General features: G+C 63.2%; 6 protein-coding genes. 3 read left to right on the plus strand and 3 right to left on the minus strand.

Translation table 11 applies throughout. The features are described 5' to 3' along the window. Positions 1–107 precede the first annotated feature (107 nt). Positions 108–1,520, minus strand: a complete 1,413-nt coding sequence (locus AC5LXX_RS29355) for an undecaprenyl-phosphate glucose phosphotransferase (RefSeq protein WP_493412069.1) — start codon at positions 1,518–1,520, stop codon at positions 108–110. An 887-nt stretch (positions 1,521–2,407) separates the two neighbouring features. On the opposite strand from AC5LXX_RS29355, the gene AC5LXX_RS29360 reads away from it, so the two are divergent. The 3 genes from AC5LXX_RS29360 to AC5LXX_RS29370 all read left to right on the plus strand — a co-directional run bounded on the left by AC5LXX_RS29360 (position 2,408) and on the right by AC5LXX_RS29370 (position 9,049). Continuing rightward, the gene (locus AC5LXX_RS29360) at positions 2,408–3,970 is read left to right on the plus strand and encodes a ShlB/FhaC/HecB family hemolysin secretion/activation protein (RefSeq protein ID WP_493412070.1); all 1,563 of its coding nucleotides are present in this window, start codon (positions 2,408–2,410) and stop codon (positions 3,968–3,970) included. A gap of 186 nt (positions 3,971–4,156) precedes the next feature. Then, positions 4,157–7,597: a GLUG motif-containing protein gene (locus tag AC5LXX_RS29365; protein ID WP_493412071.1), complete on the plus strand. Its 3,441-nt coding sequence runs from the start codon at positions 4,157–4,159 to the stop codon at positions 7,595–7,597. A 447-nt stretch (positions 7,598–8,044) separates the two neighbouring features. Further along, positions 8,045–9,049, plus strand: a complete 1,005-nt coding sequence (locus tag AC5LXX_RS29370; RefSeq protein ID WP_493412072.1) for a fimbrial protein — start codon at positions 8,045–8,047, stop codon at positions 9,047–9,049. 239 nt (positions 9,050–9,288) lie between these two features. Here the strand turns inward: AC5LXX_RS29370 and AC5LXX_RS29375 are convergent, their stop codons facing one another. Both AC5LXX_RS29375 and AC5LXX_RS29380 read right to left on the minus strand, forming a co-directional pair. Further along, positions 9,289–10,308, minus strand: coding sequence for a fimbrial protein (locus AC5LXX_RS29375; protein WP_493412073.1), 1,020 nt, complete (start codon positions 10,306–10,308; stop codon positions 9,289–9,291). Positions 10,309–10,533: 225 nt separating this feature from the next. Further along, a complete protein-coding gene (locus AC5LXX_RS29380; RefSeq protein ID WP_493412074.1) occupies positions 10,534–13,023 on the minus strand; it encodes a fimbria/pilus outer membrane usher protein in 2,490 nt (829 codons plus the stop codon). Positions 13,024–13,067 lie beyond the last annotated feature (44 nt).

Here is a 13,067-nt window from a genome sequence, read left to right on the forward strand (position 1 = left end):
AGGCGCACCCGGTCAGTACGGCGCACATCAGCCATGCAGTTGCGTGGCGCGGCTTCGGCAGAAAACGGCAAGCGGACGCGACGCGCGCCTGCCGTGAAGTGTGTTCGTCAATACGCATTGCTGTGTGCCTTCCCGTGAAACAGCGTCGCCAGCACGATGCGCACGTCGAACGCAAGGGACCAGTTCCGCAGGTAGTACAAGTCGTGCTCGATTCGCCGCTGCATTTTTTCGATACGGTCGGTCTCGCCTCGCAGCCCGTTGACTTGCGCCCAGCCGGTAATGCCGGGCTTGACCCGGTAGCGCTGGATATAGCCATCGACGAGCTCCTGGTAGACGAGGTCGTGTTCCACCGCATGCGGCCTCGGCCCGACCACCGACATGTCGCCCATCAGCACGTTGAAGAACTGCGGCAGCTCGTCGAGGCTCGTGCGCCGCAACAGCGCGCCGACGCGCGTGATGCGCGGATCGCCTCGTGTCGCCTGCCGGACTTCGCCCGATGCGGATGCGTCGTGCTCGCGCATCGTCCTGAACTTGTAGATCGTGAATACGCGCCCGTAAGCGCCCTTGCGTCGCTGCCGGAACAACACCGGCCCCCGGGACGACAGCTTCACGGCGATCGCGATCGCCGCCAGCAGCGGCGCGATCGCGATCAGCGCGAGACCGGCGAACATGCGATCGAAAATTGCCTTGCCGACACGTGCCCGTGCCGACAGCGGCGATGCCACGAGATCGAGCGAATAGCCGGAACGTGTCGCGCGAGGGCGCAGTGGCGTCACCTCCGTCAGGTCGGGCATGAACCGGATGTCGACAAGGTCCTTGTCGAACGCGCGAACGATCGCGCCGACGCGATCGGCCTCCGACAACGGCAGCACGATCCGGATTTCCCCGGCATCGACTCGACGCACGCACTCGACGAAAGTGCCGAGATCGCGAAACACGTGCGCATCGTCGACGTCAGCCGCCGGCGGTTCAGATATGTCGAGAATCGCTGCCACCTGAAGCGGCAAGTCAGCCACATGATCATCTCGATCTCGACCTGCAAGCGCGAGACAGCGAGCGCGATGCCCGACAAGCGCGACGGGCCGGCATCGAGCCGCCCGTCGCGTCGTACCGATACCGAGCCACCAGCACACCGCTCGCGACGCCGACAGCATCACCGTCGCCAATGCGAACCAGCCGATCACCCACTCCAATGAACGTGCGTACGCAGGATTGAACGCAACCGCCGTCACCGCACCGACACACAATGCGACTGCAACGCTGCCTGGCATCCACCAGATGCGGCGCCACGACGTTCGCTGTTCCGCGCTGTCATACGTACCGACCGAGGGGAACAGAACCAGCGCGCACGAAATCGACAGCGCAATCACGACTGCATCGGACACGGACTGCTGCGATCCGTCGAACCAGCGCTTCGCCATCCAGGCGGTGGCGGCGAGCAGGACGATGTCCGCGAGACGTAGCCAGGGGCTCTTTCCCTGAACGACGGGGGCGTTTCTAATAGGGTTGAACGAGCGCATAAACCTGATCGATCACTCACCGCAAGCCAATGACGACGGGACGGCAGCGCGCGCTCGACGCGCACACTTTCCACCGGCCCGATCCATGACTGAACAGGTTCGCGATTTCTTCCATTATTTAGATATACGAAATACATGTCGTGGAGACGGGCTTCGATCAATGTCACAAACCATTAAATTTCACGAACCGGCCGCGATGTTCGAGCGCTCGCCGAAGCATGCTGCGCTCGGCTTATCGCCGCTCCACCACTTACCGACATGAGTCAGGTATCGATACTGCCATCCCGATTTGCCGTTTTAAATCGGTCAAGTACTAAATAAATTGGCGTCCCGATGAGTCTTGTCCCATTCATCGACAGGACTCCGTCACCTACTCAAGGAATCAAGAATGGTCAAGTGACGGCAACGCGTATCGCCCTGCCTTCGCGTCAGTCGAAAAGCGCGAGGCACGCCTGTTCTACCGGCCGACGAATGCCGTGCGATGCCTCCGATCGATGCATCGATACGATTGGTCAAACGCGCATCCGCGAAAATCAGGCAAGACAGAGTAATTTCGCAAATGCGCTAGTACTAGTTCGATTTTCACGTGCGCGTCGCTTTCGTATTATTCCCGGCATCAATAACGGACCATCGCAGAAGGCTGAGACTGGTCCACGCATCTGAATCCGGGGTGAGGTATTTACATCAACTGTCGCACTCGGCCACCGATGATCGTCCGCATGTCGGTGACCGCCTCCGGCCTGCCGCCAACACCGTGTCCCGAACCGCGAACGGCACCCTGCGGTGCGCACGCGCCACCCGTCGCGAACCGAAAAATCGGATACTTCGTCGCGGCCCTGCTTTTCCCCGGTCTCGCCTATGCACAGGTCCCCAATGCCGGGCAGTCGATGCGCGATATCGAAACCGTCCGGCCGTCGCTGCCCGCCACGCCCCGCCCCGAAATCGACATCACGCCGGCCGAGGCAACGCCCGCGCCCGTGGACGATGCCGGCCCGCGCGTCACCGTTCATGCATTCGACATCGAAGGCAATACACGCTTCACCACATCGCAGCTGACGCTTCCGCTCGCCGACCTCGTCGGCCGCGACCTCGGTTTCGGTGAGTTGCAGCAGGCCGCCGCACGCGTCACCGCCTACTATCGTTCGCGCGGCTACGTACTCGCCCGCGCCTATCTGCCACGTCAGGACATCGAAGACGGTGTCATCCGGATTGCGGTCGTCGAAGGGCACTACGGACAACTCGAACTGCACAACCGCACGCGCGTGATCGATCGCGCGCTGCGCCAGCCGCTCGCGTCGCTGCGGTCCGGCGACATCGTGCACGCCGATGATCTCGAACGCAGCCTCACGCTGCTCGACGAGATGCCGGGCGTCTCCGCCAAGGGTACGTTGCGGCCGGGCACCGAGCCGGGCACGACGGATCTCGTGATCGACGCCGAACGTGGCCCGTTCGCGAGCGGTTCGATCGAAGTCGACAACTTCGGCGATCCCGTTACCGGCCGCTATCGAGCAAGCGCCAGCGTCGACGTCAACGCGCCGCTGCGCGTGGGCGACCGGCTCTCGCTGCGCGGCCTGACGAGCAACACATCCCAGCGCTACTTCCGCACCGCATACCAGGTGCCGGTGGGCCCGGCATCGACACGCATCGGCGTCGCGTATTCCACGATGCCCTACCGGCTCGGCGGCACGTTCAAGGATCTCGACTACCACGGCAACGCGAGCGTGCGCAGCGCATTCGTCACGCAGCCGCTGGTGCGCAGCCGCCGCGCGAGCGTCAGCGCACAGGTCACCTACGAGAACAAGCAGCTTCGCGACGAATACGGTTTCTACAACCTCGTCAGCGACAAGCACGTCGATCTCTGGTCGTTCGGCATCAACGGCTATGGCCAGGACGGCTGGTTCGGCGGCGGCCGCAGCAGCGTCTCGGTGACGCTCGGCACCGGCCGCCTGCGCGGCAACGACGCGCTCGGCATGAACGACTTGAACCGAACGCATGATCGCTTCACCAAGCTCACGGTCAACGCAATGCGGCTGCAGGCGCTCGGCGCGCGACTGCAGCTCCTGACGCAATTCGGTGCACAACTCGCATCTCGCAACCTGGACGGCTCCGAGAAATTCAGCCTCGGCGGGCCCTACGGCGTGCGCGGGTATGCGCTTGGCGCCGGTAGCGGCGATCAGGGCTGGCAAGCGAGCGCGGAGCTGCGCTATCAGGCGGCGCCCGGCATCCAGGTCAGCACATTCGTCGACACCGGCCGCATCCAGGTCAACAAGCAACCGTGGAACGGCAACCGCAACACGCTGCAGCTGTCGTCGGCCGGCGCCGGCGCCAGCTGGTTCGGTTCGAGCCGGCAAGTCAGCGTGACCGCCGCACTTCCGTTCGGCCGGGCCGAGAACGTCGCGAACGTCACGCGCTCGCCAAGCGTCTGGCTACAGGCCACGCAATATTTCTGAGCAGCAGCAAGCGCCCGGCCCGCTTCCGCTTCCAGACGCGAATCGGGTCAGGCATCGAGCGGATGGCAATGCCATCCGCGCAACGACGGGTCGGCGACTTTTTCCGATCCGGAACGGCGATTTGTTTAGGTATACAGATCGTACCAAAGCCAATTCAACGGCACTCATCAAGAGGACATCAACAACATGAACAAGACCTACGCACTGGTCTGGAACCAGACCCATCGATGCTGGAGCGCCGTCGGGGAAACCGCGCGTCGGCGCGGCAAGTCCGGCGGCGGCAAGCGCCTTGCTGCCGCAGCCGTCTCGCTGCTCGGCTTCGCCGCGCTGCCCGCCTTTGCACTGCCCACCGGCGAAGCAATCACCTCCGGCAAGGCTGACATCGTCCGTGGCGACGACGGCAAGTCGATGTCCATCAACCAGCACTCCGACAAACTCGTCACCAACTGGCAGGACTTCAGCGTCGCCGGCGGCGAACGCGTGTCGTTCCAGCAGCCGGGCAGCCAGTCGATCGCACTGAACCGTGTGATCGGCAACAACGGCAGCCAGATTCACGGCCAGATCGACGCCAACGGCAAGGTCTTCCTCGTCAACCCGAACGGCGTGCTGTTCGGCTCCGGTGCGCAGATCAACGTCGGCGGCCTCGTTGCGTCGACGCAGAACATCGCCGATGCCGACTTCCTCGCCGGCAACTATCGCTTCGCCGGCAACTCGAATGCATCGATCGTCAACGACGGCAAGATCACCGCAGCCGATGGCGGCAGCGTCGCGCTGCTCGGTGCGCGCGTGTCGAACAACGGCGTAATCCAGGCGAAGATGGGGCGTGTCGCGCTCGGCGCCGGCAATGCATTCAACGTGACCTTCGACGGCAACGGCCTGCTCAACCTGCAGGTCGAAGGCGGCGCCGTCGACGCACAAGCGAGCAACGGCGGTCTGCTGAACGCCGACGGCGGCGAAGTGCTGATGACTGCGCGCGCAGCTGGCGATCTGCTGAGCGCGGTCGTCAACAACGCGGGAACGATCGAAGCGAAGGGACTCTCCGGCAACGGCGGCAAAATCACGCTCGACGGGGGGACGGTCCATGTTGCCGGCAAGCTCGACGCCAGCGCAACGGCCGGACGCGGCGGCGAGGTCCTGACGCGCGGCGAGCAGGTGACGATTGCCTCCACCACACGCGTCGACACGCTCGGCTTGAACGGCCAGACCGGGTCGTGGAAGATCGAAGCGGCAAACGCCGGCGTGGACGACGTCGGGCTTGACGAGAACGGCGGCCGCACCATCGGTACAGGCACGCTTGCACGGAACCTCGACTTGACCAACATCGAACTGGTCAATACGAAAGGCGACCTGAGCGTCGCCGGCCCCGTATCGTGGACCAGCAACAACGCGCTGACGCTGACCTCGCGCAAGGGCAATGTCGATCTTCAGAAGAAAGTATCGGCGACCGGCGCGAATGCGCGCCTCTTCGTCAATGCCGCCGACAAGATCCGCATCAACGACGCGCTGAAACTCACTGGCCGCAACGCGCACCTTGAACTCAACTCGACGAACGGCCATACGCTCGCGAACGACGCCGCCGTGACCTTGTCCGGCGACAACGCGTCGTTCCGCTCGAACGGCGACGACTACAAGGTACTGCACACCCTCGCCGATCTGCGCAACGTCGACGCGAACCTCAAGGGCCGCTACGTGATGGGCAACGCGATCGACGGCGCGAACGCGCGCTTCCGCAGCCTCGCCGGCGGCGGCGCGTTCTCCGGCACGTTCGACGGCCTCGGCAATACGATCAGCCGCCTGATCATCTCGAACCCGGGCCAAACCACCGTCGGCCTGTTCGAACAGAACGCGGGCCGCATCGCGAACCTCAACCTGCTTAACATCGCGACGACCGCGAACGGTCTGCCCTACGGTTCGCCGACGTTCGTCGGCACGCTGGCCGGCATGAACACCGGCGTGATCTCGAACGTGAAGGCCAGCAACGTCGTCGTCACGACGCAGGGGCGCACGATCGTCGGCGGGCTCGTCGGTGCGAACTACGGCACGATTGAACATGCGCAAGTATCCGGGCGCATCGACGGCGGTCGCGATGCCCTGTCGATCGGCGGTCTGGCCGGCGAAAACCGTTCGCTGCTGGCGCGGCCGCCGATTCCGGCGGCGACGATCCGCGACAGCCACGCCGACGTGCGCGTGACGGCGGCACTCGACGGAGCGACGGGCGGCCTCGTCGGCATGAACACGGGGCTCATCGAAGCGTCGTCGAGCACGGGCAGCGTCATCGGCATGGGCGACAAGGCGATGGTCGGTGGCCTGGTCGGGATTAATGAACGTGGCGGCGTCGTCAAGGATTCCTCGTCGTCCGCGGCCGTCACCGCGCGCCAGAACGCCGTTGCCGGCGGCCTGGTCGGCGCCAATGCCGGCACCATCCTGGCGTCTCGCGCCAACGGCAAGGTCACGGTCGGCGATCGCGGCATCGCGGGCGGCTTCGTCGGCGTGAACTCCGGCGAGATCGAACGGTCCGCCGCGAACGGCGACGTTGTCGCGACGGCCTCCGGCATGGTCGGCGGTTTTGCAGGCTCGAACCTCGGCCGTATCAAGACTTCGCACGCCAACGGCAACGTGGCGGCCGGCAACTCGACCTGGGCAGCAGGCGGCTTCGCCGGCTACAACGAAGGCGACATCGACGCGTCGACCGCCAACGGCAGCGTCATCGCCGGTATGGACAGCACGGCGGGCGGCTTCGTCGGCCGCAACGACGCGGCCGGCCGAATCCATGCATCGAGCGCTCACGGAAACGTCAAGGCTGCGGGCAAATCGACGATCGGCGGCTTCGCGGGCAGGAACGACGGCTTCGTCGAGACGTCGCTGGCTGCCGGCACCGCGACCGGCGAGCACGCAAGCACGGTTGGCGGTTTTGCCGGGATCAATACGGGCGCCATCGCGACATCCGATGCATCCGGAGACGTGATCGCCGGCAACGCAAGCTCTGCAGGCGGCTTCGCCGGCGTCAATACCGGCCGCATCGAATCGTCGAGCGCGTCCGGCAACGTGACCGCCGGCGCCTCGAGCACGGCCGGCGGGCTCGTCGGTGCCAACCGTGGCATCGTCCAAACGGCCAGGGCACTCGGCAACGTATCGGCCGGGATGGCCTCCACGGCCGGCGGCCTCATCGGCAGCAACACGGGCACCGTGCTCGACACGCGCGCCGATGGTGCCGTGAAGGCCGGCGACCTGTCGAAGGCAGGCGGCCTGATCGGCGCCAACGATTCCGGACGCATCGAGCAGTCGCGCGCGTCGGGTCATGTCGAAGCCGGTGCGAACAGCCACGTCGGCGGGTTGGTCGGCAGCCTCATCGGCCAGGTCTCTCAGTCGCACGCAACCGGCTCGGCGAAGGGTGGAGACTTCAGCTACGTCGGCGGCCTCGTCGGCAGCAACGGTGGCGTCGTCACGTCGTCGTCGTCGAGCGGCACGGTTTCCGGCGGCAGGTATGCACGACTCGGCGGCCTCGCCGGCGGAAACTTCGGCTTCATCGAGGGCTCGTCGACCACCAGCCGTATCGACGTCAAGGCGGGCTACAACCAGCTCCACGGCCCGCTGGTCGGCGTCAACTACGGGTACGTGGCGCCCTGAGCGCCATCCGCATGGCGTTCGGTGTCGTCAGTTCGAACCGATGCCCGAACGCCATGACGCGTCGCAAGCAGGATGAGCGCGCGTGGCCGGCAGCCTCCGGGCTGCCGGCCCATGGACCGGCCAACCGGGAATACCGGGCGAGCCGGTCTTTTGGATTTTCAGTACGAACAGCAAGATGACACGCGAATTCGGTTCACACGGGGACACCGATTCGGACAATCCGGTAACGACGGCAACGGCCTGCCTGTTATGTATCGCATCTGCCTCGCTTTCCGGTAATCGGATTTAGTACTTGTCCCACTTCAATCTTCCCTGTCCCAATGGACAATCGTAGACCTGCAAGAGCAGACCACGCTGGTGCCCGTTAAGCATTGGCTCCAGATCCAGTGCTTGTCTCGCTCGACAGCACGGAAGAATTCCGGCGCCTCCAATTCCTCCTACAAGACGATGAAGATTAAATACTCGATATTGTTATTAGCACTACTGCCGATTCATGCCGTTGCCGCATGCACAGCCAACACGAAAGACGGGCGGGATTATTTCGTCGTCTCCGTTCGCGGATTCAATCCCCCGCCTTTCAGTCCCGGTGACATCCCGATCGGTGGGATCATCTATCAAGCCGAAGGATCAGGACTCACCTTCACCAATGCGGCTGACCCTTGGGGTCCTAAATCGACCTGCTCCACCAGTACCTATACGTACATCGCCGGCATTGGGGTGCCTGATGCCAACAAGATTTATCCAACTTCCGTGCCGAACGTCGGATTGCGAGTCGTATCCCCCACCGGGCAAGTGGCGCCTTTCATCGAACAAGGGTCGAACACTCTGGTCAAGCCTTGGAACATATACTATGCACCCACGATCCAGCTGATCAAGACCGGAAACGTAACGGAAAGCGGCGTATTGAGCGGTGCCTATGCGAACTACCGGGCGAACAACGGCTCGGGTCAGGTGCTGGTGGAATATCGCTTCGCCAAACCCGTCCTCGTCACCCCCAAGGTTCCGAGCTGCACGGTCACGACGCCACGCATCCAGGTACCGATGGGTGAGACGATGGCATCGACCGTTTTCACCGGCGTCGGCTCGACCGCGCCGTCCCGATCGTTCGAGATCGACGTATCCTGCTCGGGCGGCGATACGGGAACGTCTGCCAAGGTGTATGTCACGCTGACCGATGCGACGAATCCCGGCAATACGTCAACAACGCTATCGCTGTCGCGGGACTCGACCGCCACCGGCGTAGGCATTCAGCTCCTGAAAGACGACGACGTGCTCGGATACGGTCCGGATTCCGCCGCGATCGGCAACACCAATCAATGGCTGGGTGGGCGAGTCGCGCAAGGCGCGTCAGGCATGAGCATCCCGCTGCGCGCCCGCTACGTGCAAACCAGCCCACGCATTACGTCGGGAACGGCAAACGCCAATGCAACGTTCACGATGAGTTATCAATGATGTCACTGCCACACGAAGATTGACTGGCTCGTATCCCGTTACCCGAGACGTCCTGCGCAAGGCATCGATTGAAGATCGAGATATCCATCGCGGCACATTCGAACCCGGATTGAACGATGATCGAAGCTGGCGCACCCCGCCTTCGATGCGCCGCTCATGGCCCACAATATCGGGTGCTGATTCAGACTGACCCGAGCGGTCGTCGAACACTCCGACAGCCGCTCCTGTGTCGTCTCGTGCTACTGGTAGCTCATGGTGAACGTCGCTGCCGCATTGGCCAATCCCCCCTTCAGCGGGCCGGTCCCTCTCAGATAGCGCGCTTTCAACGGAATGGACACGCTGGTATTGCCGTACTGCCCGACGAACCACTGATTAGGATTGCCAGACGCGGGGGAATCCGGTCCGAAGCTGACAATGGTATCGTTCGCTCGACGGATTTCCACTCCGACTCCAGCCGCGGCATTGGAACCGGACGAGGCCAGTGTCAGCAGGCCGCTGCGGTTACCTGGCCTCGCAGCATCGGTCAGCGTGATATACATCCTGGTCGATGTCCCCGCCGTCCCGTTCGAGCACCTCAGATTGATCGAGAACGACTGGTAGTCGGACGCGCCACCTGTCTCAAGCGCCTTGGTCGAAATCGAACCCAGCGGCACGCCGATCACCTTGTTCTGTACCGTACAGGTCGGCACGGAAGGGACAATCGGCAAACCGCCCGTCAAGAAAAGACGGCGCACCACGGATCCGTGGTCCGGGTAGTATGTTTGTCCGATCTCGCCGGACAGGGACCCTGCCGCCGTGATAGGGCCAGTCTTGACAAGCTCGATGGTAAAGCCGCTCGAACTCGACAAAGGCCCCCCTGTGGAAGGCATATAGTCCTGGTTCGGCCACCATTGGTTTGGATTGATCCCCCCCTTTATACGATAACCGACGCCTGCCACGGGAGTCGCATAGGTATGGTAGTTCGCGTTATAGGCACCGATGCCTCTATATATCCGGTTCCCAATAGGGAGTTTGATGCCGTTGGCATCTGGGCAGTATGCTGTGCCGGACTTCCCACTTCCTGTTCCCTTGCCAGTGTACAAGACGGTGCCGTCCGGCACTTCGGGATCGAAAGCAGCGGGCTGAAACGCAGGAAACTCGACCTTCTGATACGGAACCTTTTGTTCACTGGGGTAATCCTCCTGCACATAGCATTCCGCAAGAGCCGATACAGGAATCGACGTCGCGACGGCGACAGCACACATAACAAGTAATTTCATAAACACCTCCGGTACGTAGCCTGCAGGACGGACCGCACGACGCAATCTCGTTGCGCACATTCGCTTCCGGCGCGGAATAGCTTCCAACTCTCATTCGCTCGGTGATGTGCGCGCCACGCATCCATTTCCGCATATAACAGGCATGAGCCCACGTTATCGATTTGCCACGCGATCAATCCGACGCGCGGCTCGCAGAACGAGCGGTTCCGCCACCTCATGTGGCACTCATCGACCTGCCATCTTGCAACTCATCGCCACGCGCTCATAGGCAACGGCCTTCTTCCGCTCCGGCAACGCATAGCCGCCTTCGCACGAGCCCTCGCTCCAGCGAATCGACAGACGCCCCTGTTCCTTGATGCCGAACACAAGCACGCGCGACTCGTTGTCGACCATGCCGAGTACCTTGTCGTTCTCGTCATAGGCGGTCGCGCCGAACGGCACCTTGCCGCCACTTGCCGTCGTCACGTCGAACTGAACCCGTCGCCCCGTTTCCGCGGCGAACTTCGCCTTGACGATTGCACCGCGCGTCGGCACCACCGACTTCGCGTTGTCGGTCAGGTCGGTATCGAAGCCGAGGCTCTCGGTATCGATGTTGAGCCAGTTGTAGCGATACGGCTGCGCATACGGCAGGATCGCGTAACCGCGGCGGTCGGTGCTGATGCTCGTCGACGACGTGAAACGCGCGCCGCGCACGCCCGGCACCTCGGCGATCGCAAAGGTCTCGCCGACGGTCTGCCCCAGCGTGATGCCGCCGCCATGTGCGACAACCGACCCAGCCACGCCGACATCGACGTGCTTCCCATGGCCCGACTGGTTGTAGTTCGTCGTCAACTTGGCCAACGGCGTGTCCCAGCCGAGGCCCACGCCACCCGAACCACCGTTGTGCTTGCGGTAGTCGCCCTGCACCGAATAGTTGACGGTATTCGAGTCGTTCAGGAAGCCGCTCAGGCCGACTTGCGAACTCATGTCGCCGTTCGTCGACGCGACCGTGTTCGCGAACAGGCGATGCGATCGGGTGCTGCCGCCGAGCGGAATGCTGACCGACGCGGTGAACTGGGTATCGGAACGGCCAAACGGCCCCGAATCCCGCGTGTGCGCCACCGCGACGCTGTAGCTCAGATTTTTCAGCGCACCGCTATAGCCGAGCTGGATGTTGCGGCTCGAACCGCCCTGGTTCCAGTAGCTCGTATCGCCGACACTCGCGTACACGGACCCGCGCGTGCCTAGCGACTGGTTGATGTTCAGGTCGACGCGACTCTTCTGGCGGCGATACCCGCTGCCCCACTGGCGATCGAGATCGTCGACGTGCTGGCTCAACGTCCGATAGCCGTCGGTCGAGTAGCGATAGCCGACCATCGTGAACGTCGTGTCGGTTGCCGCCAGCGTCTTCGAGTACAGGAACCGGAAACTCTGCCCGCTCGCCTTGCGGCCCGGCGCATTCGACTGGCTGTGCGTGATGTCGAACGACACACCGCCCAATCGCGAGTTGTAGCCGACGCCAAGTGCGACCGCCGCGTATCGCTCGGCGCCGATGAAGCCGCCGTAGCCGGTCAGGTTGTCGGACACGCCGTAGACCAGCGTGCCCTGCGCGAACTTCGGCCGCGACTGCCCGTACCCGCGATACTGCCCGGCCGAGAATGCATAGCGCATCGTGCCGCGACGGATCATGACCGGCAGGTAGGAATACGATTGCCGATACGTGCGCACGCTACCGTCGGATTCGATGATACGGATCTCGAGGTCGCCGTTCGAGCCGCTCGGGTAGATATCGCGGAACTCGAACGCGCCCGGCGTCACCGACGTCGAATAGATCACGTAGCCGTTCTGGCGAACCTCGACCACCGCGTTGCTCTGCGCGATGCCGCGCACGACCGGCGCATAGCCGACTTCGTTGTCCGGCAGCATCCCGGTATCGGAGCTGACCTGCACGCCGAGAAAGCGCACGCTGTCGAAGATCTCGCCGGACGAATACACTTCGCCCGCGGAGAGCCGCCCCTTGATACGCTGAAGGTCGCGCTCGACGTAGGTTCGGTTCGCTGCGAAATCCGACGGGCTACCGCGCCGCCACGACACCGCCGATTCGTTGCGCAAACGCCATGCACCAATGTTCAGCCCGTTGCGCAGCCCGAGGTAGGCGTAGTCGCTTCGGTAGCCCGAATCGGTGTTGTGACTGAAGTTGGCCTGATAATTCGAATAGGCGGCAGTAATGCCTTCGTCCCACAGCGACGAATCGACGTAGCCGCGCGTTTGCCCAGGCGCATAGATCTGCGGCACGCTGACGTCGAGCGTCAGGGTCCCGACGTCGAAACTCGTCGACGCGCCGTCCACCAGCGCACCAAAGTCGATCTGCGCGTCATCCGCCAGCCCCTGCTCCAGCCGGTGTTCTCGCTCGAGACGCCTCACATCGACGCCGAGCGATTTCAACAATCCGTAGGTGATGACGGGCCGGACTTCGCCCGATGCATCGGACTTGAACAGGATCGACTCGCGCTTCGCACGTTGCTGGTTCAGCGACACATCGACATCGTAGATGCCCGGTGCAACCGAACTGCCTTTTTCGAAATACGAAAGCTCGACGGGCCCGTCCCCCTTCTTGAGGAACATCTCGTTGAACTCGGCGGCCTGCGCCGCAACGGGCGCAAACGCGGCGCCAAGCGCCATCAGACAGGACGCGCGCTGGCATGCCTCTACGATTTTCTTGACAGTAGTGTTCATGTCCGACTACGCGCCTCTCATACAATATTTGTTAGTACAACGTA

This window comes from Burkholderia torrens, from assembly GCF_984668525.1.

What these genes read in the sequence shown, in the direction of transcription:
- AC5LXX_RS29370 (WP_493412072.1), top strand. Translation starts at nt 8,045, where the DNA reads ATGAAGATTAAATACTCGATATTGTTATTAGCACTACTGCCGATTCAT.
- AC5LXX_RS29365 (WP_493412071.1), top strand. Translation starts at nt 4,157, where the DNA reads ATGAACAAGACCTACGCACTGGTCTGGAACCAGACCCATCGATGCTGG.
- AC5LXX_RS29375 (WP_493412073.1), bottom strand. Translation starts at nt 10,308, where the DNA reads ATGAAATTACTTGTTATGTGTGCTGTCGCCGTCGCGACGTCGATTCCT.
- AC5LXX_RS29380 (WP_493412074.1), bottom strand. Translation starts at nt 13,023, where the DNA reads ATGAACACTACTGTCAAGAAAATCGTAGAGGCATGCCAGCGCGCGTCC.
- AC5LXX_RS29355 (WP_493412069.1), bottom strand. Translation starts at nt 1,520, where the DNA reads ATGCGCTCGTTCAACCCTATTAGAAACGCCCCCGTCGTTCAGGGAAAG.
- AC5LXX_RS29360 (WP_493412070.1), top strand. Translation starts at nt 2,408, where the DNA reads ATGCGCGATATCGAAACCGTCCGGCCGTCGCTGCCCGCCACGCCCCGC.